This is a genomic window from uncultured Campylobacter sp. (genome assembly GCF_905372745.1).
GTDB lineage: Bacteria > Campylobacterota > Campylobacteria > Campylobacterales > Campylobacteraceae > Campylobacter_A.
Genome location: NZ_CAJPQR010000011.1, coordinates 41,341 through 65,914 on the forward strand (window position 1 = coordinate 41,341; position 24,574 = coordinate 65,914).

The following is a 24,574-nucleotide window of genomic DNA, read 5'->3' on the forward strand; positions in this document are numbered from 1 at the left end:
CGTGCGCTAGGCGTATAGCCTGCGGAGCGACAAATTTTAAAACCAACGACGTATAGCGCGGCGAGACGACGCTTTCAAGCTTATTTTTCTTTTTCTCGTAGCCTTAACCCTAATTCTCTCAACTGCTCACCGCTAGCTTCGCTCGGCGCTTTCGTTAGTGGGCACTGAGCGCGCTGGGTTTTAGGGAAGGCGATGACGTCGCGGATCGAGCTGGTTTTGTTTACTAGCATATTTAGCCTGTCAAAGCCGATCGCGATACCGCCGTGCGGAGGCGCGCCAAAACTTAATGCATCGAGCAAGAAGCCGAATTTCTCGCGTTGCTCGGCCTCGTCGATGCCAAGTAGCTTAAATACCTTTTGCTGAACGTCGTTTTTGTGTATCCTCACGCTACCGCCGCCAAGCTCATAGCCGTTAAGCACGACGTCGTGAGCGACCGATAGGATGTCTTCGAGATCGGGCTCGTCGATGTTTTTAGGCATGGTAAACGGATGGTGCATGGCTGAGTAGCTACCGTCGTCGTTTTGCTCAAACATCGGGAAGTCAAGCACCCATAAAAACTCCATTTTGTTTTGATCGATGATACCCATTTGCTCTGCGAGGAAAATCCTAAATCGCCCCATGTAGTCAAGTACGACTTTTTTCTTGCCGGCACCGAAAAATACGACGTCGCCGACTTTTAGCTCGCAGCGAGCGACAATCTCGTCAAGGTCGCTTTGCTCGAAAAATTTGCAAAGCGGTCCTTTTAGCCCGTCCTCTTTCATCTGGAAGTAGCCAAGGCCTTGAGCGCCGAATTTGCGGACGAATTCCTCAAATCTGTTCATCTCGCGCTTGCTAAATATGTTGTCGCCGTTTGGTACTTTTAGCGCTTTGATGCGGTTTTTCTTAGGTTCGGTTGCGATTTTGCTAAAGATTTCATTGCTAGAGCGCGCGAAAATGTCGATAACGTCGATCATCTTTAGGTTGTAGCGTAGGTCCGGCTTATCGCTACCGTAGCTCTCGGTAGCCTCTTTGTAGCTCATGCGGCGGAAAGGGATTTGTATATCGTATCCGCATGCGGCAAATACGTCTTTTAGCATGGTTTCGGCCATATTTAGGATATCTTCTTGCTCGATGAAGCTCATCTCGATATCTATCTGCGTAAATTCAGGCTGTCTATCGGCACGCAAGTCCTCGTCGCGGAAGCATTTTGCGATCTGGAAATATTTATCAAAGCCGGAACACATCAAAAGCTGTTTAAAAAGCTGCGGACTTTGCGGCAGGGCATAAAACTGACCCGGATATACGCGGCTAGGCACTAGATAGTCTCTGGCACCCTCAGGAGTCGCACGCGTTAAAATCGGCGTTTCGAACTCGATAAAGCCCATTTTATCTAGGCTGTTTCTAGCCGCGATCGCCGCTTTTGAGCGCATTTTAAAGATATTTTGAAGTTTTTCGTTTCTAAGGTCCAAGAATCTATATTTTAGCCTGATGTCCTCGTTTACGCTCTCGTCGCCGATGACGAAAGGCAGCGCCTCGCTCGGGTTTTCTACTATCACTTCGTTTGCGACTACTTCGATCTCGCCCGTTTTTAGGCGCGGATTTACCAGGCCTTCGCCGCGAGCGCGGACTTTGCCTTTGATCCTTAACACATACTCGTCGCGAACGTGCGACGCGGCCTCGTGAGAGCTCTTGCTATCTGCCGGGTCGCATACGATCTGGATCAGTCCCGTGCGATCGCGCAGGTCTAAAAATATAACGCCGCCGTGGTCGCGGTAGGTATTTACCCAGCCGCAAAGCGTAACTTCTTTGCCTATGTCGGCACTGCTTAAATCAGTGCAGTAATGGCTACGCATTTTCACTCCTTTTGCTGTTTTTAACGCGCCCATTATACTAGAAATTTGCTTGCTCCCAGCTTTTTTAAAACAAAATGTGATAAAATCCGCTCTATGAAAAAAGAGAATTTATTACTTCCGACTAAGGTAAAAAAAGTCGGCCTAGTCGCAAAAATCAATGCAAATTTAGTTAAAAACGCGCGAATCTTGCGCGAGATTTTAGCTAGGTACGGCGTTCAAATTTTGTTTGAAAACGTGCTCGCTAAACATCTAAATTTAAAAGAGGGCTCAAATTTGCAAGGATTTGAGGTGTGCGAGCTGGCTACGGAGTGCGATTTTTTGATCTCGCTGGGAGGCGACGGCACGATCATCTCGCTTTGCAGAAACGCGGCCGAGATTTCGCCCTTCGTGCTAGGCATTCATGCGGGCAGGCTAGGGTTTTTAACAGATATCACGATGAATGAATGTGAGAAATTTTTCGCCGAGTTTTTCGAGGGCAAATTTGAGGTCGAGACCCCTTTTATGCTTGACGTTTTTTTGCACAAAAAAAGCGGCGAAATTTTACGTAAAATAGCATTTAACGACGCGGTGATCGTGGGCGAAAAGGTTGGCTCCATGACGCACGTGGAGGCCTTTTGGAACGAAAAATACTTTAACGCGTATTTTGGCGACGGCGTCATCGTCTCTACGCCCGTTGGATCAACCGGATATAACATGAGTGCGGGCGGGGCGATAACCTATCCTTTGAGTGAGGTGTTTTTGGTTACGCCCGTTTGCTCGCACTCGCTCACGCAGCGTCCGGTGGTGCTTCCGCGCGGATTTGAGATCAAATTTAAAACCGCAAGCGCGGCGGTATTGGTTATCGACGGGCAGGATAGGTATAAGATGAGCGAGTTTGGGGGCGTGAGCATGACGCTAAGCGCGAGCACGGCGCGGCTAATCCGCCACGTCGGGAGAGATTACTTTCAAATTTTAAAAGAAAAGCTGCATTGGGGTTATAATGATTGAGCGGATTTTGATAAAGCAAAATTTGAGTTTTGAAAACGTCGAGTTAAATTTCGGGCGCGGACTTAGCGTATTTACGGGCGTGAGCGGTGCGGGCAAATCGGTCCTGATGGGCTCCATCATGGCGGTTTTGGGGCTAAAGGACAGCGAAGCAAAGCTGATCGAGGCAGACGTCTCGCATAAATTTAACCTCGAGGAATTCGGCCTTGAGAGCGAGGAGATAAATACCTTTAAGCTCTTTCGCGACAAAACGACGCGCTACTTTATAAACTCGCAAGCCGTTTCTAAAAAAAATCTAGCCAGCATCGCCAAAGAGCACGTAAAATACCTATCCGCAAAGGAAATAAACGAATTTGAAAACGAGAGATTTTTAAATTTGCTAGATAGCTTGCAAGCGAAAAAAGACGCTAAATTTAACGAAATTTTGAGCGAATTTAGGCTCAAATTTGATGAATTTAGCCAAATTTCTCGCGAGCTGAAAAAAATAGTCGACGAAGAAAAAAGAGTGGAGGAGCTAAAGGAATTTGCTTCTTTTGAAATCAATAAAATAGAAAGCGTGAGTCCGAAGATCGGAGAATTTGACGAGCTTATGGAGCTAAAAAAGCGCCTAAGTAAAAAGGATAAAATTTTAGAAGCGTGGAATAGGGCGGAGCAAATTTTTAATTTCGAGCAGGCCGTGACGGATGCGCTAAACATCAGCGATATCGATAGCAGCTTTTTTGAAGAGGCGATGAACGAGCTGCGAGTAGCGCGCGAAAATCTAAACATGGACGAGCTAGAAGACGTGGATATCGAGGGGGTGCTAGACCGCATCGAGGCGATAAACTCGCTCGTGCGTCGCTACGGCAGCGAGGAAGAGGCACTCCATACGCTAAAAACGCGCAAAGCCGAGCTAGCAAGATATGAAAATATAAGCTTTGAAAAAAGCGAGCTGGAGCGTAAATTTAAGCAAAATGAAACCGCGGTAAACGCGCTGGCGGATAAAATCAGCCAAGCTCGCGCGGCAAATTTAAAGGAGCTTGAGTCGCTCATAAATTCGTTTTTAAAAGAGCTTTATATGAGCGAGATTTCATTGAAGATAAATAGCAAAACCCTAGACGCCGCCGGCAGGGACGAGGTAAATTTGAGCCTAAACGAGACGGCGCTAAAAAATCTAAGCTCGGGCGAGCTAAACCGATTAAGGCTAGCTTTTATCGCGAGCGAAAGCAAGATCACCGGAGGCGGCGAGGGCGTCATAATCCTAGATGAAATAGATGCGAATTTAAGCGGAAAAGAGGCGATGAGTATCGCAAACGTGCTGCTAAATTTGGCCAAATTTTATCAAATTTTTGCCATCTCGCATCAGCCGCAGCTAAGCTCCAAGGCCGATTCGCATTTTCTAGTCGAAAAGCGCGGCGAAACCTCGAACGTAAGGGAACTAAAAAACGAGGAGCGCGTGAATGAGCTGGCTCGTATGATAAGCGGCGAACGTATAACTGAGGAAGCGATAAATTTCGCCCGTCAGCTTTTGGTTGTTTAAGTTTGGCTTAAAATTTAGGTTGAAAAAAGAAAAGTAATGGTATATTCTCGAAAATTTTTAAATGGATATTTATGGAAAAAAGTAAAATTTTAATAGTAGAAGACAACAAAGCCTTAGCAAAGCTAATCGCTAAAAAGATGGAAGATAATACTGAAATGCAAGTGGACGTCGCTCACAGCTTAGCCGAAGCGCAAGCGTTTCTTACGAAGGCTAAGGATTATTTTATAACTTTGCTCGATTTAAATTTGCCCGATGCTCCAAACGGCGAAGTGGTCGATTTCGTAGCGTCTAAGGGCTTACCGATTATAGTTTTAACGGGCAGTATGGACGATAAGACTAGAGAGACTTTTATGGACAAGGACATCGTGGACTACGTCTATAAGGGAAATATGAGCGACGTAAATTATATATTTCATATGATAGATAGGCTAAAAAACAACAAGCAGTATAAGGTCATGGTAGTAGAAGACGTAATGCAGACTAGAAACGACGTAAAAAAAATATTGCAGAATTTGCAGTTTCAAGTATTTACGGCGGCTCACGGCGAAGAAGCGATGAATTATTTTGCCGATAATCCCGATATAAAACTCGTGGTTTCTGATTACGGTATGCCGGTAAAAGACGGTTTGGAGGTTTTAAAAGAGCTAAGGGAACAAAAAGATAAAAACGAACTAGGCGTTATAATGATGACTAGCGCGAACGAAAACGTTAGCGGCGCGGTATTTTTGAAAAACGGAGCTAATGATTTTATCGCTAAGCCGTTTTTAAAAGAAGAGCTTATTTGCCGCGTAAATAATACTATAGAAAATATGGAAAATATCAATAAAATCGCAAATTTCGCCAATAAAGATTTTCTAACCGGATTATTTAATAGAAGGTATTTTTACGACGATATGCAAGGGTACTTGGCTAGTTTGGAAGAAAATCCTATGCCTTACGCCGTAGCCGTGATCGATGTAGACGGGCTTAAAAATATCAACGATAAATACGGACAAGATAGCGGCGATAAAATTTTGAAACTACTGGCTAAAAAATTAATCGACGACACCAAAAGCAGCGATATAGCGGCTAGATTCGGCGGCGGAGAATTTTGCGTTTTATTAAAAAACGTATCGCAAGAAGACGCGGTTAAATTTTTCGTCGGATTAAGAGCCGCAATAGCAGCCAATCCGATAAATATTAAAAACGAATCGGTTAAAATTTCGGTTTCCATAGGCGTTACTTTCGGTAAAAGCGATTATAACGTTGACGAAATTTTGGAGCTTGCCGATGAGGCTCTTTACAGAGCTAAACAAAACGGTAGAAATAGGGTGGAAATAGCCTGATGATAATAGACACGCATTGTCATCTGGATGACAAAAGCTTTGACGGCGATCTTGCGCAAGTTATCGAAAACGCCCGTAAAAACGGTATTGGCGGAGTACTGATACCTGGGGCTGATATTAATGATTTACCAAAAGCGGCTAAAATAACCCACGAATTTGAAAATATATTTTTTGCCGTCGGAGTTCATCCGTATGAGAAGGCGGGATTTGACGAAGAGGCGCTGCGTAAATTTGCGCGAGACGAAAAGTGTATAGCCGTGGGCGAGTGTGGGCTTGATTATTTCCGCTTGCCCAAGGATGAGAACGAAAAAGAAGCGGAAAAAGCTGAACAAAAGCGCGTATTTAGAGCACAGCTTGATATGGCGGCAGAGTTAAATTTGCCGGTCATTTTGCATATAAGAGATGCAAACGAAGATAGTTTTAATATCTTAAAAGAGTATGCAAGCAGGCTGGTTGCTGCGGTTTTACACTGCTATAACGCTTCGCCGTTGCTTTTAGAGCTTGCTAAAATGGGCAAATTTTATTTTGGCATCGGCGGAGTTTTGACGTTTAAAAACGCAAAGAATTTGGTTCAAATTTTGCCCCAAATTCCGCTAGATAGGCTGCTACTTGAAACCGATGCGCCGTATCTGACGCCGGAGCCCTTTAGAGGCAAAAGAAACGAGCCTGCTTTTACGCGGTTGGTTGCGGCAAAGATGGCTGAGATTTTAAATTTAAAAGAAGAAGAAGAGGTAATGCAAATAACTACGAAAAACGCGAAGAAAATTTTTACGAAATTTAACACGTAATCAAGGAGAAAAATGAAAATCTTTAGAGTAATAATGCTGTGTCTAGCCTGTGCGGGATGGCTTTTTGCGTCCGCAACCGGTAGCGACTCAGAGCAAACCCAAAAGATGATCTTAAAAGAATTCGACATAGACGCTAAATTTATGAAGAGTTCTTATTATAACGATATAAAAAAATCTATCAAAGATAGCAAAAGAAAAGAGTTTGCCGATACTATAAGAAACGGTCATAAGCATATCCCGATGCTTCAAAAGATTATAGAAGATTCCGGTATCCCGGAGTCGTTTTTATATCTTGCTATGACGGAGTCCGGTTTTTCAAACCATATAGTATCTAGCAAGAAAGCCATCGGAATTTGGCAATTTATGGAGTCTACGGCTAGGCTTTACGGCCTTAGAGTCGATAAATATGCCGACGAGCGAAAAGACCCTATGGCGGCTACCGCTGCGGCCACTAAATACCTACAAAGCTTAAAAAACGACTTTGGCAAGTGGTATCTTGCAATGATGGCCTATAACTGCGGCGACGCAAGGCTAAGAGAGGGAATAAAAAAGGCCGGCACCGACGATCTAGCCGTTTTACTCGACGATAAAAAAAGCTATATTCCCAAAGAGACGAAAAGATTCGTAAAGAAAATTTTAACTATCGCGCATATAGCCAAAGAACAAGAAAACCTGGTGGCTAAAACCAAGACCCAAGATGCCGTCAAAAATGCCGAACTATCTAAGGTAAGCGTCCCGGGCGGTACTACGCTGATGGAGGTCGGCGACAGCATAGGACTTAGTCTAAAAAAGATGAAAGAAAACAATATGCATTTAAAATTCGTCTACACTCCTCCGACGCAAAAGCCGTATTATCTATATATACCGTCTAATAAAAAGAAAATGTTTAACGATAATTTCGAGGCTGCAAAAAATAGAAAATTTGAAATTTATACCGTCAAAGAAAACGATACGTTGCTAACCATAGCCGAAAAAACGGGCGTAAATCATAAAATTATAAAAGAGTACAACGGCCTTGCTTCAAATGAAATTAAGCCTGATCAAAAACTAGTCATACCTAGCGAACAAAATGTAAATTATTTGGCGGAATACATGGTAAAAAGCGGAGAGACGCTAGGTGAAGTGTCGCAAAAATTCGATGTCGCGCTTGAAGATCTAAAAGAGGCTAATACGCTAATGAGCTCAAACGGTTCTATAGGAGCTAAACTTGCCGCAACCGAGTAGAGTTAAATTTATATTTTTTAGCCTATTTTTAGTTTTTTTTATGAGCGGTTGTTCGTTTTTGACCTCGCCTATGGGCGGCATAACGGGCGGCGGTTCTAAAAAGGGCGGAAGCGGTAAAATAAACTCATCTAAAGGCATGCATGAAGCCACTATGCGTCCGTATACCATAAATGGTAAAACGTACTATCCTACGGTCGTAAAAGTCGGCGACAGAGCTAGCGGAGTAGCTAGCTGGTACGGACCTGATTTCCACGGTAAAAGGACGTCAAACGGGGAAGTATACGATATGCACGCTATGACGGCGGCGCATAAGACGCTACCGATGAATACGATGGTGCGCGTGACGAATATAAAAAACGGCAAAAGTATCGTCGTGCGTATCAACGACAGAGGTCCTTTCGTGGCCGGTCGCGTAATCGACCTTTCAAAAACCGGCGCGGTAAAGCTCGACGTATTTAACGCCGGCACGGCTCCGGTTTTGCTTGAAGTCGTAGGTTTTAACGGTAACGTTAGCGACAAAACTACCGCTCAGGCGCCTCAGGCCAAAAATAAACCTGGCGCGCAAAGTTCGGGTATAGCTAAAACCCAGCAGCAAAGTTTTGTCGGCGGAGTCTTTATGGTGCAAATCGGCGCGTTTAAAAATTTAAGCGGCGCAAATGCGCAAAGACAGCAATACGCCGGCAAATACGGCAATGGAGCGTATGATACGGTTATAAAGTCTTACGAGCTTGACGGAGGTAAGGTATATAGAGTGTTTATAGCCGGCTTTAGAAGCGAGGACGAGGCTAAAGACTTTATAAATGCCGGTCATATCGCGGGCGCATTTTTCGTGAGAGAATAAAATGCAAAGAAAAACTAAAGAAACCGATATTAGGTTAGAGCTTGAGATTTACGGTAGCGGTGAAGCCCAGATATGTACCGGTATAGGATTTTTCGATCATATGCTTGAGGCTTTTTGCAAACATGCGCTTTTTGATATGGAGCTTGTCTGCAAGGGCGATTTGCATGTAGATTTTCATCACAGCGTGGAGGACGTAGGCATCGTTATCGGACAAGCTTTAAGAGAGAAAATTTATCCGCTTAGCGGAGTCGAGAGATTTGGCGAGGCGACGGTAGTTATGGACGAGGCTGCGGTAAACTGCGCGCTTGATCTTTCAAATCGCCCGTTTTTAGTCTATGAGAGTATAAACGAAGGCAAAGTAGGCGAATTTGACGTAGAGCTGGCGAACGAATTTTTCCAAGCCCTAGCGTTTAATGCTGCAATTACGCTACATATCGCTAAAATTCGCGGACGAAACTCTCATCATATCTTGGAGGCTAGCTTTAAGGCCTGCGCCGTCGCGCTAAGAAGGGCTTTGGCTAAAAACTCCAGAGTCGGCGTGCCTAGCACGAAAGGCGTACTATGATAGAGATTATATTTTTAGACGTAGACGGTTGCCTAACCGACGGCAAGATCGTTTATAGTCCTAACGGCGACGAGCTTAAATTTTTTGACGTCAAGGACGGATACGCCATCGAGAGCTGGCTAAAGCTTGGCAAAAAAGTCGCGATTATCACCGGCAGAAGCTCTCCAATCGTCGAAAAAAGGGCGCAGGATCTAAAGATAACGCACGTCTATCAAGGCGTTAGCGATAAACTTCAAACCGCAAAACAGATACTGGAATTTGAAGGGCTGGAGTTTGAAAACGCTGCGGCTATAGGCGATGATTATAACGACTACAAGCTGCTAAAAAGCGTCGGATGGAGCTTTAAGCCAAAAAACGCGATCAAAGAGCTTGAAGTAAAAACGAAGCTTAATTACAAGGGCGGTAACGGTGCGGTGCGCGAGATGATAGAGATGCTTATAAACAGCGAAGGCTTAAGGCGAGAGTGGGCTAAACGTTGGTTATAAGGATATTTTATATCGTCGTTAGCGTTTTTAGCGTGGCGATGGTTTATTTGGCGATAGAGGAGCCTTATTATAGCGAACTCTTAAAGGGCGGCGAAGTTAGCGCGGATATGCAGATGAACGCGGTTACCGACTATGAGATAAACGCCACGACTGTAAATGCTAGATACGAAGCCGATACGTGGAATAGATACGCCGAATTTGACGAATTTATAAAATTTAGGGCAGAAATCTTTAAGGACAATAAGGAGCATAACGTTAGCGCAGATAAGGCATTTTATAACGGAGGTCGCATTAAATTTAAAGGTAACGCTAAATATGCTAATAGCGAAAAATTGACGTTTTTTTCGGACGAGGTCGTTTATAGTACGGCGACGAAAGTAGCCGCGACCGAGACGCCTTTTACGATGACGCGCGACGAGGATAAGGTAGTCGGCAAGGCTTTGGTTTACGATTTTGAGCTAAAAAAGGCTTATATCAAAAAAGCGTTTGCCCTAATAGAACAAGATAGAAAGAAACGGGACGAAAAATGACAAAGATAAATTTGATTAAAAAGACGGTTTTGGTTTTGGCGCTTGGTGCTTTGCCTCTTTTAGCAGAGCAAGTAGAGATCACCGCAGATGAGTTTTACGCCGACGAAGGCAAGCAAATAAGCGAATTTAAAGGTAACGTAAATATTAAAAAAGGTAAAGATACGCTAACTGCTAATCTCGTCGTTATACATTTTGATAAAAATCGCAATCCGCTAAAATATGTCGCTTCCGGTAACGCCAAATTTAGAGTTTTTATCAAAAATAAAACATACGACGGTAGCGGTAGCGAGCTTATTTACGAGCCAACGCCGAATTTATATACGATAAACGGCAACGGATTTTTGCACGAGATAGAAACTGATAAAAAAGTCTATGGCGAAAAGATAACCGTCAATCAAAATAGCGGTATGTATAACGTAAACAGCGGCAAAAAAGAGCCGGTTAAATTTATATTCCAGGTTGAGGATAAAAAGTGATCCGCGTTTTAAACGCAAAATTTATTATCTCTGCACCCGACATCTCCCTAGCTCCGCCTGCAAATTCTAGCGAAGTAGCGTTTTTAGGGCGTTCAAACGTCGGTAAAAGCAGCCTTATAAACGCCCTGGTTAATCAAAAAGGACTAGCCAAAAGCAGCTCGACGCCAGGCAAAACGCGCCTCATAAATTTTTTCGAGGTCGAATATGCGCTCGGTATCAAAAACGAGCAAGACGAACTAAGCGAGGAGAGGGCAAATTTGACCTTCGTCGATCTGCCGGGCTTTGGATACGCCAAAGTGGCTAAAAGCATGCACGCGCAGTGGAGAAAAAATCTCGACGAATATCTAAAATTTAGAGCCAACATAAAGCTTTTCGTGCATCTCATCGACTCGCGCCAGTTTGATATGCAAATCGATAGGGACGTAAACGACTATTTGCAAAGCTTCCTGCGCCCCGATCAAAAAATTTTAAATTTCCTCACAAAATCAGACAAGCTAAATCAAAGCCAAAAAAGCGCGGTTTTAAAAGTCTATCCGGGCGCGCATTTCGTTTCGGCGCTTAAAAAAACGGGCGTAGAAAAGGCAAACGAGCTTATATATCTAAACGCGCTGGGGCTGTAATGAAATCAAAAAGCCTCAGGCAAATTTTGGCATTTTTACCATCAAATTTTCCGACTAAATTTACAAATTTAAGCGACTCCAAGACTAAATTTGCAAATTTAGCTAAAAACCTATAACGATGCAAATGAGTGCGGCGATGCGAAGACTTGGCGCGGAGAAACGATTTTTAAAGCAGCTTGCTTGGGTGGCTTTTCTCATCGTTTATCAGAGCCTAACGACTATATTTACATATCTACCGCCTCTTATCGGGATATTTTTCACCTATATGATTATGCTAACCTTGCAGAAGCAAAAGACGCTCAAAGAGTTTGGCAAGGAGTGGTATTTTTGCCTATTTTACCTTACTTTTGCCGAGCAGGCGCACGGGTTTGCGCTGTTTTCAGCTGTGATTGCGTTTATGCTTTTTTATCATTTTATGTCCGACTGGCTCATCGTTACGCTAAAATCAAGAGAGCTTTTGGCGGCGGGATTCGTCGCCAGCGGTTATGTTTGGACCTGCGCGACGAGCTCTTTTATCTCATACGCGGCAAATTTACCCATGCTAAAATTTGACTACGAATACCTGATCTACGTCGGCGTGGAGTCTGTTTTGGCGGTAATTTTGTTTAAGGGGCGCTTATGAGGATGCGCATAGTGTTTGGCATCATATTTAGCGTCTGGGTACTTTTGCTGGTGCGCGTTTATTATCTTAGCGTCAAATCAAATGACTTTTACGAGGAGATCGCCGAGCAAAATGCGCTAAAAACGCAGTATCTAGCTCCCGTCAGGGGGCTGATTTTAGACGCCAAAGGCCGCCCGATGGCGGTAAATCGCCTCGGTTTTTCCGTCGCGCTAAAGCCGCATCTAAGCGGCAAGAGGGCGGAGATTTTAGACGCCGAGCTTGCAAATTTGCAAAATTTATTCGAGGACTTAAACGTCACGAAACTAAAGCGAGAATACGTCAAGGCCGACTCGCCTTATAACCAAGATTTCATTCAGATTATCGATTTTATGGATTATGACAAGATGATACCGCGTATATCCGAGCTCTCGCTGCGAGAAAATTTAGAGGTTAAGCCGGCATCAAAGCGCCACTATCCCTACAATAATCTAGCTTCGCACATCATCGGCTATGTCGGTCGCGCAAACCAGCAAGACGTCGAGTCCGATCCCGTCGCAAAGCTAACCAATCACACGGGCAGAAGCGGCACGGAGCGCTTTTATAACTCCGTCTTGCAGGGGCAAGAGGGCGTGCGAAAGGTAAAAGTAAACGCGCTAAATCAGGAGGTAGAGGAGATATCCGTGAGCTACCCGCAAAGCTCGGACATCTCGCTTACGATTGACCTTGAGATGCAAAAATACATCGAGGAAATTTTCGGCGATAACGCGGGCGTCATCATCGTGATGGACGTGAGAGACGGCTCAATACTGGCTGCGGGCAGCTTCCCCGAGTATGATCTAAACCCGTTTGTTACGGGTCTTTCGCAGGCTAAATGGGACGAGCTTGTTAAAAGTATCGATCATCCATTCACAAACAAGCTCGTAAACGGTCTTTATCCGCCGGGCTCGGTTATCAAAATGGGCGTGGCGATGGCGTTTTTAGATACCGGTAAGATGAGTCGCTCCGATGGGTATTTTTGCTCAGGCTCGTTTGAGCTTGGAGGGCGAAATTTCCGTTGCTGGAACGTCTATGGACACGGTTTTATGGATATGAACTCGGCCATACGAGAGAGCTGCGACGATTATTTTTATAAAGGCAGCTTAAAGGTCGGTATCGACGCTATAACCCCGGTTTTAGAGCGGCTGGGGTTTGGGCAAAAGAGCGGAGTTGATCTACCAAATGAATTTGTCGGTATCGTGCCAGGACGCGAGTGGAAAATGCAAAAGTACGCCCAGCCGTGGTACCAGGGCGAGACGCTCATTACCTCGATCGGGCAGGGCAACTTCCTCGTGACGCCGATGCAGGTGGTGCGATATACGGGCATACTAGCGACGGGAAAAAATATCATCCCGCATTTTTTACGTAGCGTAAACGGCGAGGAGGTTAAATTTGAGCCTACCGACGATATCCTCACGCCGTTTGAGAAAAAGCAGCTGCCGTACATCCAAAAGGCGATGTATGAGGTCGTAAATCATAAAAAAGGCACCGCGCATAAATATTTTAAAGAGGCAAAACTCACGCTAGCGGCAAAAACGGGTACCGCGCAGGTCGTGGGCATCTCGCAGGCCGAAAAAAAGCGTATGAAAGAAGAGGACATGGAGTATCTGCGCCGCTCGCACGCGTGGGTCACGACTTATGGGCCGTACGAAGAGCCTAGATATGCCGTTACCGTTATCATCGAGCACGGCGGACACGGCGGTCTGGCTGCCGGACCTCTCACGGCTAAAATCTTTAATAAGCTACTAGAAATGGGTTACATCGATCAAAAATACGAAATCGCCTCGCTAGCAGATACCGAGGCTGCACAAAAGAAGAAAAATTAAAATTCTGGGCTTAAATCGGCGTTAAATGCCGTCAAATTTGATCAAATTTCTAAAATTCTGGCGGATTAGTCGCGAAGTAAAATTTGAGTTAAATTTACAAAACCGGCAAGCGGCCGAATTTATCCCTCAAACATCTCCGAAAGCTCGCTTGTAGCGATATTTACGATTTTATTATTTGCGTCTAGTTCGATCAAATTTTGTGTTTTAAATTTCGCCAAGATCCTTGAAAACGTCTCTGGAGTGATGTTTAGGATGGAGGCGATTTTGATGTGTTTTAGCTCGTTAAAAAGGTCGGCGTGATTAACGAGAAAGCTCGCAACCTTGGCCTCGGAGTTTAACACGAGTTCTTGATGTATCAGCTCGCTTGCGATTTTTAACTTTTGCGAGAGCGATTTGATTATTTGCAGCGATACGCGCGGATTTGATAAAAACTCGGCGTAAAATTTATCGTAGTCGATTTTTAGTACCTCGCCGCCCGTTAAAAATATCGCCGTCGCCGGAAATTTGATATTTTCAAAGTTGGCAAGTTCGGCTACGAAGCTAATCCCGTTAAATTGATGCATAAAAATCTCTTTGCCTTTAGGGCCGATTTTATATAGCTTGAGAGAACCTTTTATGAGGAGGTGGAGCCACTTTGACTCCTCGCCCTCCATAAATAAAAACTCACCTTTTTTATATTTTTTTAGGATGCTGATATCTTCTAGCCTTTTTAGCTCGGCCTCGTTTAGCCCCTGAAAAAACGGGATTTGCTCTAGCATTTGGTGTTCTTATTTATTTTTTAAAAGATCTCTGATTTCGGTTAGAAGCGCTATATCCTCAGGCACCGGCGCAGGCTCCTCGGCTTTTGGCTCCTCCGCCTTTGGTTTTTTGAGCGAATTTATAGCCTTAACGACGCAGAAAATACAAAACGCGATAATCGTAAAATCGACCATCGTTTGTATAAACGAGCCGTAGTTTATGGTTACGGCAGCCGTATCGCCGACTGCGTCTTTTAGCGTAAATTTTAAATCCGTAAAATTCACGCCGCCAGTTAGTACGCCCACGATAGGCATGATTACGTCGCCCACTAGCGAGGTAACGATCTTACCGAAAGCTCCTCCGATTACGACGCCCACGGCCATGTCGATGACGTTGCCGCGCATTGCGAATTCTTTAAATTCCTTGATGAAACTCATCTTTTTCCTTTAAATTTTAAAATTAGATATCAATTATATTTATTTTAGCTTCACAAAAGATAAAAAAGCGAGGTTAAATGCCAAAAATGCTATAATCGCCCCAAAAATCAATAAGGAAATAAAAATGTATCGTTTTGCGCCGTCGCCTACAGGCGATATGCATCTGGGAAATTTAAGGGTTGCGATCCTAAACTACGTCTGTTCGCTTCAGGATAAAAGCGGCTTTATCATCCGCATCGAGGATACCGACAAGGAGCGCAATATCCCCGGAAAAGACAAGGAAATTTTAGAAATTTTAGAGCTTTTCGGTATCAAATGGGACACGCTTTATTATCAAAGTAAAAATTTGAAATTTCACCGCGAATTTGCGGCAAAGCTTTTGATAGATAAAAAAGCGTTTTCGTGCTTTTGCACCGAAAGCGAGCTGGAGACTAAAAAAGAAGCTGCAAAGGCTAGAGGCGAAGCCTACCGCTACGACGGTACGTGTGAGCATCTAAGCGACAACGAAGTGCTAAACAACCAAAAGCCTTTCGTCGTGCGTATGAAAAAACCGCTAGGTACGATGAAATTTAAAGACGCTATAAAGGGTGAAATCAGCTTCGAGCCTGAAAACGTCGATAGCTTTGTGATTATGCGAGCTGATTTTACGCCGACTTATAACTTCGCCTGCGCGGTCGATGATATGCTGGAGGGCGTAACCTTCGTCATCCGCGGCGAGGATCACGTCAGCAACACGCCAAAACAAGACCTCATCCGCGAGGGCCTAGGCTACACGCAAAAGATAAACTACGCCCACCTGCCTATCATCCTAAACGTCGAAGGCAAAAAAATGAGCAAACGCGAGAACGAAAGTAGCGTAAAATGGCTGCTCTCGCAAGGCTTTATGCCCGAAGCCATCGCAAACTATATCGTCTCGCTAGGCTACAAGGCGCCGGTTGAAATCTTTACGATAGAAGAAGCCGCGCAGTGGTTTGATATCTCGAAGGTTTCGGCGTCTCCGGCCAAATTTGACGTCAAACAGCTAGAGCACATCAACCGCGAACACATCAAAAGAGCAGGCGACGCAAGACTAGCCGCGCTAATGGGTATAAAGCCCGAATTTGCCGCTATAGCTAGATTTTACACGCAAGAAAGCAGCCTGCTAACCGAGATAAAAGCCAAGGTCGATGCGATTTTCGCGACTAAATTTATCCCTGATGAGTTTAAGGCGGGTTGCGAGGCTATAAAGGCCGCTGTAAATTCGCTAAATTTGAGCGAATTTGGTGAATTTAACGGGCTAAAAAAAGCTCTCATGGATGCCACGGGGTTAAAAGGCAAAGGCTTTTTTATGCCGCTTAGGATTTTGCTCACGGGCGCCGAACACGGCCCCGAGCTTAGCGAGCTATATCCGCTCATCAAACCGTATCTAAAGGAAATTTTACGATGATATTTTCGGTATTTTTAGAAGCAGTCGGCAGTATCTTGCATATCGTTATCAGCGCCTACACGTGGATCATCATAGGCGCGGCGATCATAAGCTGGGTGCGCCCCGATCCCTACAATCCTATCGTACAGCTGCTTTACCGCCTCACCGAGCCCGTTTACGGCGCTATCCGCCGCGTGATACCGACGGTTTTTGGCGGTATAGATCTGGCGCCTATTATCGTGCTTTTGTCGCTTCAGTTTATAGATAGATTTTTCGTAAGGCTCATGTTTGCGTACGCTGCTTAAATTTATCCTGCCCGCGATTTTTGCGGCGGCGGTGTTTGGCGGAGTTAAGAGTTTTGAGGAGATAAAAGACGAGCCTAAGGGGCTTGCTAAGGATTACTACTTTTACCGCCTTTTAACCGAAGGCGACTACACCAAGGAACAGGCGCAAATTTTAAACAAAGACGTCTTTCGCCGAGCGGGCGTACTAGCAAAGAAGCTGGCCGAAATTTTGCCGCCCAAAAAGACCAAAGGAAACTGCGATAGCGTAAGCGCGAAAAATATCCTAGACGCAAACGTAACCTGCCAAAAACAGCGCCTGCGAGTACCTTTTATGATGAAGCTAAAGAAGGAGACGAGGCAAAAGCTGGCGGATAAATTTAAAGACTCCGATCCGCTTCTTTATCGCCGCTTGAGCTCGCTAAACGCAAAGCATCCCGAGGATGAATTTGCCAAATTTAACGATGCGGATGCGTTTTTGGTTTATTTTAACCAGTCCTCGCATAAGGATAAATTTGACAAGATATTTGACGCAAATTTTATAAATTTACTCGCGGCTAAAAAAGAGTTTCACGCTCTAGCAAACGATTTGATAATCGATAAGAAATCGGCCAAATTTAGGCAAAATTTTCTCGCGATAAAGGAAACTGAGCTTGCGGGCAAGGACGCTTTTATGCTCGGCATCAACGCGGTTTTGTTAAATTCTCCAAAAGACGCGGCTAGGTTTTTTACTAGAGCGCAGGCCGCCTTTGAGAGGCAAGACCGCAAGGATAATGCCCTTTTTTGGCTATATCTGTTAAGCAAGGACAAAAGCTATCTTGAGAAGCTAAATCAAAGCCGCGACGTAAATATCTACACTCTCTACGCAAACGAGCTAACGGGAGCAAGTCCGGCCGTAAACATCGTCACGCCGACGCCTACGAAAGAAAAGGTAGCTGACTACGACATAAAAGACCCGTTTTTGTGGCAAAAGACCTTTAAAATGATAAAAGAGATGAGTGCGCAGGACGCCGCAAAGCATTCTGAAACTTTTAACACCAAAGAGACGCTCGGGCACTACGCATACTTGATGGAAAAGGCAAGCGGCTACAAGGATAGCTACTTCGTCATGCCGTTTGTTGATGAGCTAGAGGACGTAAATGCGACTAGAAAAGCGCTTCTTTACGCGATCGGCAGGCAAGAAAGCCGCTTTATCCCGGCCGTCATCTCGACCTCTTATGCGCTTGGTATGATGCAGTTTATGCCGTTTTTGGCTAACCATATCGGCAAAAAAGAGTTGCAAATCCCAAATTTCGATCAGGACGATATGTTTGACCCGCGCCTTGCGTTAAAATTTGCGGATCATCATTTAAATTATTTGGAGAAATATCTCTACCATCCGCTTTTTGTCGCTTACGCGTATAACGGCGGTATAGGCTTTACTAAGAAGATGCTTCAGCGAGGCGACCTTTTTAACGAAGGCGAGTATGAGCCGTTTTTATCCATGGAGCTCGTACCCTTTGCCGAGAGTCGCGACTACGGCAAAAAGGTACTCGCAAACTATGTTATTTACCTAAGGCTTCTCCGTTCCAGTACATCGATTTCGACACTTTTTGAAAGCTTAAAGACGCCTTCTTTGACGGATAAATTTCGAAAGTAAGGTTGATTTTATCGCTTTTGATCTCCGGGGTGCTGACTTCGAAATACTGCGCCCACGGAACCTCAAAGCTTACTTTTTCTAAAAGCGGATCGTTTGCGGCTAGGCGTCTAACCATGATGCCTTGCTGCAAGTCGTTTGCCGTGAAGCTCTCCTCTAAAATTTTAACCTCTTTGGGATGTACGGCCACGACGAGTTTCTCTCTTTTTTGTTCGCCCGCAAGCTCGCTATAGATCGGATTTAGATAAGTCGCGACGATTAGGATGTTAGTCTTTTCATCTATGATCTCAGACTTGCTCGTGTAAGCTAAAAGCTCGTTTTTTAGCGGTTCGTGGATATATTTTTTGTCCGCGCAACCGACTAACGCCAAAATAAAACTTAAGAAAAATACGCTCTTTTTCATTTTAAAACCTCTTTAAATTTGGCGCTATTTTAGATAAATTTTGCTTTTAAAAAGCCTAAATTTGCTATAATCGGCGTAAATTTTGAAAATTCGGAGAAAAATGAAGAAAGCGGCAATGGCTTTTTCGGGGCCTTCAAACAGCGGTAAAACTACGCTTATTTTAAAGGTCGCCAAAAAATTTATAGATGACGGGCTAAAAGTCGTGATCATCAAACACGACCCGGGCGATAAAGCTAGATTTGACGTCGAGGGTAAGGATAGCTATAAATTTAGCCAAATAGGCGCCGAGGTAGCGGTTATGAGTCCGACGCGCACGACCTTTTTCTCGCAGGAGAGCAAGAGCGTAGAGGACGTCGTAGCGATGGCAGGCGAATTTGATTTGCTGTTAGTAGAGGGGCTAAAGACCCTGCCGCTACCGCGCATTAGCGTGTTTAAGGACGAGATAAACGAGGATTATCTTAGCTTTTCAAACGCGATCGCAAGCTATAAAAAAGACTACGAGATCGATAAGCCAAACTTCGATCTAGACGACACGCAGGCTATCTGCGAGTGGATACTAAAAAACGCAAAGGTTTTAAAATGAACGAAATTTTTGAAACGATTAAAAAGATCGCCGTAAAAATCGGCGAAGAGATAAAATACGCCGACCTTGGCTACACTGATCATGCTAACGCCACGGGCGACACGCAGCTAAAGCTAGACGTGAGAAGCGACGAAATCATTACGGCTGAGTTTGCAAATTTAGCCTGCGTAAAAGCGCTCGTTAGCGAAGAAAAAGAGGATATGCTGGCGCTAAACGAGAACGCGAAATTTATCGTCGCCTACGATCCGCTAGACGGTTCTAGCCTAGTGGACGTAAATTTTTCTATAGGCTCGATTTTTGGCATTTACGAAAACGAGCTAACTCCGCAAAATCTAAAAGCCGCAGCCTACGTCGTGTATGGCCCGCGCCTAGAGCTCGTGCTTTGTACGGATAGAACCGCGCCGGCGTTTTTTCGCTTGGATAAAGACGGCGAGTTTAGGTTTATCAGATACCTCGCTCTAGCTCAAAAAGGCAAGCTAAACGCCACCGGCGCTACGCAAAAAGGCTGGAGCGAGACTCACGCTAAATTTATCCGTGAGCTGTTTTTACAGGGGTATCGCCTCAGATATTCGGGCGCCATGGTGAGCGACCTGCATCAAATTTTGCTAAAAGGCGGCGGGCTTTTTAGCTATCCTGCCACGACGGATGCGCCAAAGGGCAAGCTAAGGGCGCTGTTTGAGGTGCTGCCGTTTGCCTTCATCTACGAGCGCGCGGGCGGTGCGACTAGCGACGGTTACTCGGCAACGCTTTTTGATATGAAAGTGGAAAAAATCCACCAAACCACGCCTTGCTTTTTCGGCTCCAAAGACGAGATAAATTTACTGCATAAATTTTACGGAAGCGCGAAATGAGCGAGCATGTCGTGGAGCATGACGTAGCTCAGAAGGACGAATTTGAGCTGGAGCTTGATCGCCAAAGAGAAATTTTACAAGCTTGCCAGCACGAAAAGGGGCTAAACTCATGCTTTATCTGCGAGGCGATGTTTGAGTGTAAAACCCGCAAAAACTACGTAGACGCCGTATATAGCTCGATGTCCAAAGGCGACGGCGGCGGATTTGATTTTTAAATTTAAAAAGGAAAGATTATGAACACGACTTATATTACGACTCCGATTTATTACGTAAACGACGTGCCGCACATCGGACACGCATACACGACCGTGATCGCCGATACTGTAGCGAGATTTGCGAGGTTAAAGGGCGATGATACGTACTTTATGACCGGCACCGACGAGCACGGGCAAAAGATCGAACAAGCCGCCGCAAAAAAAGGCTACACGCCGCAAGCCTATGCCGATGAGATAAGCGCGAAATTTAGGGAGTTGTGGGATAAATTTGAGATCAGCTACGATCATTTTATTCGCACGACCGACGACTATCACAAGCTTACGGCGCAAAACGCATTTCTTAAAATGTATCAAAAAGGCGATATCTACAAGGGCGAGTACGAAGGGTACTACTGCGTTTGCTGCGAGAGTTTTTTTACGCAGACGCAGCTTTTGGAGGACGAGAGGTGTCCTGATTGCGGTAGACCGACGAATTTGGTCAAAGAGGAGAGCTATTTTTTCAAGCTTTCAAAATACCAAGACGCGCTACTAAAATGGTATGAAGAAAACGAGGACTGTATCGTGCCGCGCGGCAAGAAAAACGAGGTCGTGAGCTTCGTAAAAGGCGGCCTGCGCGACTTATCGATCACGCGCACGAGCTTTGAGTGGGGTATCAAGCTGCCTGCAAGCCTAAACGAGCCAAAACACGTGATGTATGTCTGGCTGGATGCGCTCATAAACTACCTTAGCACGCTTGGCTACACGCTCGGCGATGATAAGATGCACTACTGGAAGGGCGCTACGCATGTCGTAGGTAAGGACATTTTGCGCTTTCACGCGGTGTACTGGCCGGCGTTTTTGATGAGCCTTGATCTGCCGCTTCCTCGCTGCATCGCGGCTCACGGCTGGTGGACGAGAGACGGCGAAAAGATGAGTAAAAGCAAGGGCAACGTCATCAATCCAAGCGAAGTCGCAGACGCGTACGGACTGGAAAATTTCCGTTACTTTATGCTACGCGAAGTGCCGTTTGGACAGGACGGAGACTTCTCGCAAAAAGCGATGATCGAGCGCATAAACTCCGAGCTTAGCAACGATCTGGGCAATCTTTTAAGCCGCATAGTGGGCATGAGCGAAAAATACTCGGACTTTGAGATAAAAGGCGAAAATGTGCGTAAATTTTACGGCGAGGTTTTAGATAGCGGTAACGAATACCTTCAAAACGCTATTAAAAATTTAGAGAGTTTCGCCACGAACCGCTATCTTGAGGAGCTCTTTAAGGCGCTAACGCTTGCTAACGCGAGCATAGCTAAATTTGAGCCGTGGAATCTAATGAAAAACGGCAAAAAAGACGAAGCAAACGCGCTCGTTTCGCTATGTGCGAACCTGCTAGCTCGCGTAGCCGTCCTGCTAAGCCCCGCGATGCCAAGAACCTGCGAGAAGATCGCGCAGACGCTAGGTTTTGAGATCTCGACGGCAACTTATGAAAAAATCATCTTAAACAACGAAATTTTGGACTTTAAAGCGCAAAAAACGCAGCCGCTTTTCCCAAAAATAGAAAAAGAGCTGATGGCGACTGCGGTGCCGAGCGTAAGCGAACCAGCTAAAACCGTCGCCGCGCCGCAAGAAAAATCGGGCGCGAAAATAAAAATCGACGACTTTAAAAAATGCGTCATAAAAGTAGGCACCGTGCTTGAGTGCTCAAATATCGAAGGCAGCGAGAAGTTGCTTAAATTTAAGATCGATCTTGGCGAAGAGCAGCCGCGTCAAATTTTATCGGGCATTGCTAAATTTTACGCTCCGGTGGACCTTGTCGGCAAGCAGGTCTGCGTGCTGGCAAACCTAAAACCGGCTAAAATTTTCGGTCACATATCAGAGGGCATGATCCTTAGCGCCGAGGATGGGTCGCTGTGCCTCATCGCGCCGATGGCTGCGGTCAAAAATGGATCAGAAGTAGGCTAAAACGGCGTGAATATCGAAAACCTAAGGCGCCTCATCAACGGCGAAGCGCTAAATAAACCGAGCGTCAGCGCCGTGGAGGGCTTTGCGTTTGAGAGTAAAAACGTGCGCCAAGGCTACGCCTACATCGGGCTTGGCGCGGGCGCGGACGAGATAGCCGCAGCCGTCGCGAACGGCGCCTATGCCGTGCTAGTCGAGCAAAGATGCGAGGTTATCGATCCTGAAGTCGCTTTTATCAAGGTCGATAGCCTGAGCGCGGCGCTGATGCGACTGATGCGCTTTGAGGCCAGCTACAAAAATCTCAAATTTTGCTCCGTTAATCCCGTGCAAAAAGCCTTGCTCGCTCGTATGAGCCTGGGCAAAAACGCCGAAGGCAACGTAGCTAGCTTGCTGCCTGAGGATGCGACGCGGCTTTTTATAAAGATAATGAAAGCGGGCGCGGGGGATCTGTTTTTCACAGACGATCTTAAAATTTTATCCAAGATCGCGCCGCTTTACGATACCGTTTTTAGCGGCCTAGACGCGGTTTGCGCGCAGGGCGGCTCGCTGTTTGCCTCTAGCGTCGTTTGCGAGGGCGTTTATTATCCAAACTTAAATTTTCCTAAAGTTTTTACGCACTATCTTTGCGGACTTTTGAAGTATCTGATCCGCGCGGGCTTTTCTTTTAAGCTCGGCGATACGCGAAATTTAGGGCACTTTGAGCCTATTTTTATAAATAAAAATTTTCGCGTCGTGCCTTTTGGCGCGAGCTCTCAGGCCTTTATTGCCGAGTGCGACGACGAGCTTTTTGATATGGAGGCGGCGTTTTTAGCGCGAAATTTTAGCGGCGGTATCGAGATTTGCGTGCCGGAGGATTTTGCGGGAAGCGCGGCTGCTACGATGAGATTTAAGGAGCTTGCCGAGCTAAAAAATCTTTCAAATTTTCACTACGCGCTCGTTAAATGCCAAAAAGAGGAGCTTGAAGCGATGCTAAATTTGGCCGCGCCCGAGCCTGATTTGTTTGGCGAAATTTTATAAAAAACTCAAATTTGGCGCATATTTTTACCTTTATCTGCCGCAAATTTGATCTAATCTTTAAAAATCATTTGCTTTCTAGCCGCAAATTTGCCGATAAATTTGACGGAAAAATGCGTAAATCAAAAAGCTTGCCCTGCGAGTTTTTAAGTAAAGCGTCTAAATAGTGCTTACCCTGCGAGGCATGCCGCGGTCGCTTTTGCATGATCGGTTAGTGCAGTAGCGTAGATGCGAGCGAAATTTAAAGTAGGCGTTTTGTTTTCCGTCTTTAAAGCGGATATTGCAAAATACTTACCGTCTAAAATCCGTAAAAATAGCAGCCGCGATCAAATTTGCAAACAAAAACGGCAGTAGGACGGTCGCCGAATTTTGGCGGATAAATTTATTTCGCATTAAATTTGCGGATAGGCTCACGCCAATTTTTAGACATTTTATTTTAAATTTACGTATTTTATCCTATCTTTTTCGCCCGCCAGCTCAAATCCTCGCAGTCTTAGGCGGCAGCTGTCGCATTCGCCGCAGGCCTCGTCCTCGCGCTCGTAGCAGCTCCACGTTAGCTCTAGCGGCGAGCCAGCTTCCAGCGATTTTCGCACGATGTCAGCCTTGCTTAAATTTACCAGCGGCGTGACGATTTGCAGGCTAAAGTCCTTTGAGGTGCCGGCGTTTACTGCGCTTTCTATCTTGGCGATGAAGTCCGCCGTGCAGTCGGGGTAGCCCGAGCCGTCCTCCTCGACGATGCCGATATATAGCGCCTGCGCGCCTTCTTTTTCGGCCAGCGCGGCGGCGATAGAGATAAAGATACCGTTGCGAAACGGCACGTAGGTGCTAGGGGTGTCGGGCTTGGCGCCATCTTTGCGGATGGCTAGGCTCTCGTCCGTTAGCGCGTTGCCGCCGATACTTGCTATGAAACTAGCGTCTAAATTTACTTTTTTTAGCGCGCCGATGCGCTCACAGATCTGCTCAAAGGCTAGCTTCTCGCGCTTCATCGTGCGCTGTCCGTAGTCAAAATGCAGCGCGATAATCTCGTAGCCTGCGCGTTTAGCTAGGACGGCGCACAGAGTGCTGTCCATGCCGCCGCTCATTATGCAAACCGCTTTTTTCACTCTTTCTCCTTTTTAGTCGGCTTGTCTCGCGAGCGCTTTTCCGAGATTTCGCAAAATTTTCGCTCTGCAGGCTATATGCCTAGCGCACGCTCAATTTTGCTTCAAAACTCGAAAAATCATCTCACGATACTTCGCCTTATCGTCTTACGTTCAAATTTATAAATTTCAACCTCAAATTTGACTTACCGAGACCCGCACCTTGAAAATGTAAATTCGTTATGCTCAAATTTAACTAAAAACCCGCGACGCTTTGCTCGCAGAGCAAAGCTATGTCGCCACCTTGAATGTGCAGTGGGGTAGGTGGGGGCTTGGGGGCGGAAG

Annotated in this window: 26 protein-coding genes; 21 read left to right on the forward strand and 5 right to left on the reverse strand. The window is 45.5% G+C overall.

What is annotated here, in order from left to right:
- Positions 1-80: 80 nt before the first annotated feature.
- Positions 81-1,832, reverse strand: a complete 1,752-nt coding sequence (gene aspS, locus QZ157_RS04780) for an aspartate--tRNA ligase (protein WP_295142538.1) — start codon at positions 1,830-1,832, stop codon at positions 81-83.
- Positions 1,833-1,925: 93 nt separating this feature from the next.
- Here aspS and QZ157_RS04785 point away from each other — a divergent pair, with 93 nt between their 5' ends.
- The 13 genes from QZ157_RS04785 to mrdA all read left to right on the forward strand — a co-directional run bounded on the left by QZ157_RS04785 (position 1,926) and on the right by mrdA (position 13,652).
- On the forward strand, positions 1,926-2,819 hold the full coding sequence (locus QZ157_RS04785; protein WP_295142540.1) for an NAD(+) kinase: 894 nt from the start codon (positions 1,926-1,928) through the stop codon (positions 2,817-2,819).
- Positions 2,812-4,335: an AAA family ATPase gene (locus QZ157_RS04790; RefSeq protein ID WP_295142542.1), complete on the forward strand. Its 1,524-nt coding sequence runs from the start codon at positions 2,812-2,814 to the stop codon at positions 4,333-4,335. The genes QZ157_RS04785 and QZ157_RS04790 overlap by 8 nt, the downstream gene beginning before the upstream one ends.
- A gap of 71 nt (positions 4,336-4,406) precedes the next feature.
- The gene (locus QZ157_RS04795; RefSeq protein ID WP_295142545.1) at positions 4,407-5,660 is read left to right on the forward strand and encodes a diguanylate cyclase; all 1,254 of its coding nucleotides are present in this window, start codon (positions 4,407-4,409) and stop codon (positions 5,658-5,660) included.
- Positions 5,660-6,448 (forward strand): TatD family hydrolase, encoded by a 789-nt coding sequence (locus tag QZ157_RS04800; protein WP_295142547.1) that lies wholly within the window; start codon positions 5,660-5,662, stop codon positions 6,446-6,448. Before QZ157_RS04795 ends, QZ157_RS04800 begins: the two co-directional genes overlap by 1 nt.
- A gap of 12 nt (positions 6,449-6,460) precedes the next feature.
- Positions 6,461-7,672 (forward strand): lytic transglycosylase domain-containing protein, encoded by a 1,212-nt coding sequence (locus QZ157_RS04805; protein ID WP_295142549.1) that lies wholly within the window; start codon positions 6,461-6,463, stop codon positions 7,670-7,672.
- Entirely contained in the window at positions 7,656-8,513 is an 858-nt protein-coding gene (locus QZ157_RS04810) for a septal ring lytic transglycosylase RlpA family protein (protein ID WP_295142552.1), read from the forward strand. The genes QZ157_RS04805 and QZ157_RS04810 overlap by 17 nt, the downstream gene beginning before the upstream one ends.
- A 1-nt stretch (position 8,514) precedes the next feature.
- Positions 8,515-9,078: an imidazoleglycerol-phosphate dehydratase HisB gene (gene hisB / locus QZ157_RS04815; RefSeq protein ID WP_295142553.1), complete on the forward strand. Its 564-nt coding sequence runs from the start codon at positions 8,515-8,517 to the stop codon at positions 9,076-9,078.
- Entirely contained in the window at positions 9,075-9,563 is a 489-nt protein-coding gene (locus QZ157_RS04820; protein ID WP_295142556.1) for an HAD hydrolase family protein, read from the forward strand. The genes hisB and QZ157_RS04820 overlap by 4 nt, the downstream gene beginning before the upstream one ends.
- The gene (lptC, locus tag QZ157_RS04825) at positions 9,554-10,093 is read left to right on the forward strand and encodes an LPS export ABC transporter periplasmic protein LptC (RefSeq protein ID WP_295142557.1); all 540 of its coding nucleotides are present in this window, start codon (positions 9,554-9,556) and stop codon (positions 10,091-10,093) included. Before QZ157_RS04820 ends, lptC begins: the two co-directional genes overlap by 10 nt.
- Entirely contained in the window at positions 10,090-10,569 is a 480-nt protein-coding gene (lptA, locus tag QZ157_RS04830; RefSeq protein ID WP_295142560.1) for a lipopolysaccharide transport periplasmic protein LptA, read from the forward strand. The genes lptC and lptA overlap by 4 nt, the downstream gene beginning before the upstream one ends.
- A complete protein-coding gene (gene yihA / locus QZ157_RS04835) occupies positions 10,566-11,189 on the forward strand; it encodes a ribosome biogenesis GTP-binding protein YihA/YsxC (protein ID WP_295142563.1) in 624 nt (207 codons plus the stop codon). The genes lptA and yihA overlap by 4 nt, the downstream gene beginning before the upstream one ends.
- Positions 11,190-11,313: 124 nt before the next feature.
- The gene (locus QZ157_RS04840; RefSeq protein ID WP_295142564.1) at positions 11,314-11,811 is read left to right on the forward strand and encodes a hypothetical protein; all 498 of its coding nucleotides are present in this window, start codon (positions 11,314-11,316) and stop codon (positions 11,809-11,811) included.
- Positions 11,808-13,652, forward strand: coding sequence for a penicillin-binding protein 2 (gene mrdA / locus QZ157_RS04845; RefSeq protein ID WP_295142567.1), 1,845 nt, complete (start codon positions 11,808-11,810; stop codon positions 13,650-13,652). The genes QZ157_RS04840 and mrdA overlap by 4 nt, the downstream gene beginning before the upstream one ends.
- A gap of 119 nt (positions 13,653-13,771) precedes the next feature.
- Here mrdA and QZ157_RS04850 read toward each other — a convergent pair whose 3' ends face one another.
- Complete coding sequence (locus QZ157_RS04850; RefSeq protein WP_122874191.1) at positions 13,772-14,410, reverse strand: Crp/Fnr family transcriptional regulator; 639 nt, start codon at positions 14,408-14,410, stop codon at positions 13,772-13,774.
- Between the two features lie 9 nt (positions 14,411-14,419).
- A complete protein-coding gene (mscL, locus tag QZ157_RS04855) occupies positions 14,420-14,827 on the reverse strand; it encodes a large-conductance mechanosensitive channel protein MscL (RefSeq protein WP_295142572.1) in 408 nt (135 codons plus the stop codon).
- A gap of 124 nt (positions 14,828-14,951) precedes the next feature.
- Between mscL and gltX the strand changes: the two genes are divergently transcribed.
- Genes gltX through QZ157_RS04870 form a run of 3 tightly spaced genes read left to right on the forward strand, consistent with a single transcriptional unit; the run spans position 14,952 to position 18,152 of the window.
- On the forward strand, positions 14,952-16,253 hold the full coding sequence (gene gltX / locus QZ157_RS04860; RefSeq protein WP_295142575.1) for a glutamate--tRNA ligase: 1,302 nt from the start codon (positions 14,952-14,954) through the stop codon (positions 16,251-16,253).
- Positions 16,250-16,537, forward strand: coding sequence for a YggT family protein (locus QZ157_RS04865; protein WP_295142577.1), 288 nt, complete (start codon positions 16,250-16,252; stop codon positions 16,535-16,537). Before gltX ends, QZ157_RS04865 begins: the two co-directional genes overlap by 4 nt.
- Positions 16,521-18,152: a lytic transglycosylase domain-containing protein gene (locus QZ157_RS04870; protein WP_295142579.1), complete on the forward strand. Its 1,632-nt coding sequence runs from the start codon at positions 16,521-16,523 to the stop codon at positions 18,150-18,152. Before QZ157_RS04865 ends, QZ157_RS04870 begins: the two co-directional genes overlap by 17 nt.
- Here the strand turns inward: QZ157_RS04870 and QZ157_RS04875 are convergent.
- Positions 18,058-18,552 (reverse strand): hypothetical protein, encoded by a 495-nt coding sequence (locus QZ157_RS04875; protein ID WP_295142582.1) that lies wholly within the window; start codon positions 18,550-18,552, stop codon positions 18,058-18,060. The two genes, QZ157_RS04870 and QZ157_RS04875, sit on opposite strands and share 95 nt — an antisense overlap.
- 100 nt (positions 18,553-18,652) lie before the next feature.
- Here QZ157_RS04875 and mobB point away from each other — a divergent pair, with 100 nt between their 5' ends.
- The 5 genes from mobB to QZ157_RS04900 are packed head-to-tail and all read left to right on the forward strand — an operon-like array spanning position 18,653 to position 23,153.
- On the forward strand, positions 18,653-19,135 hold the full coding sequence (gene mobB / locus QZ157_RS04880; protein WP_122862095.1) for a molybdopterin-guanine dinucleotide biosynthesis protein B: 483 nt from the start codon (positions 18,653-18,655) through the stop codon (positions 19,133-19,135).
- Positions 19,132-19,986 carry a class 1 fructose-bisphosphatase gene (locus tag QZ157_RS04885; RefSeq protein WP_295142586.1) on the forward strand — a complete coding sequence of 285 codons (855 nt, stop codon included), beginning with the start codon at positions 19,132-19,134 and terminating at the stop codon, positions 19,984-19,986. Before mobB ends, QZ157_RS04885 begins: the two co-directional genes overlap by 4 nt.
- Positions 19,983-20,201 (forward strand): hypothetical protein, encoded by a 219-nt coding sequence (locus QZ157_RS04890; protein ID WP_295142589.1) that lies wholly within the window; start codon positions 19,983-19,985, stop codon positions 20,199-20,201. Before QZ157_RS04885 ends, QZ157_RS04890 begins: the two co-directional genes overlap by 4 nt.
- 18 nt (positions 20,202-20,219) lie before the next feature.
- Positions 20,220-22,139 (forward strand): methionine--tRNA ligase, encoded by a 1,920-nt coding sequence (gene metG, locus QZ157_RS04895; RefSeq protein WP_295142592.1) that lies wholly within the window; start codon positions 20,220-20,222, stop codon positions 22,137-22,139.
- Positions 22,140-22,145: 6 nt separating this feature from the next.
- Complete coding sequence (locus QZ157_RS04900; RefSeq protein ID WP_295142595.1) at positions 22,146-23,153, forward strand: ferrochelatase; 1,008 nt, start codon at positions 22,146-22,148, stop codon at positions 23,151-23,153.
- A gap of 428 nt (positions 23,154-23,581) precedes the next feature.
- Here QZ157_RS04900 and queC read toward each other — a convergent pair whose 3' ends face one another.
- Positions 23,582-24,253: a 7-cyano-7-deazaguanine synthase QueC gene (gene queC / locus QZ157_RS04905; RefSeq protein ID WP_295142598.1), complete on the reverse strand. Its 672-nt coding sequence runs from the start codon at positions 24,251-24,253 to the stop codon at positions 23,582-23,584.
- Between the last annotated feature and the right edge of the window lie 321 nt (positions 24,254-24,574).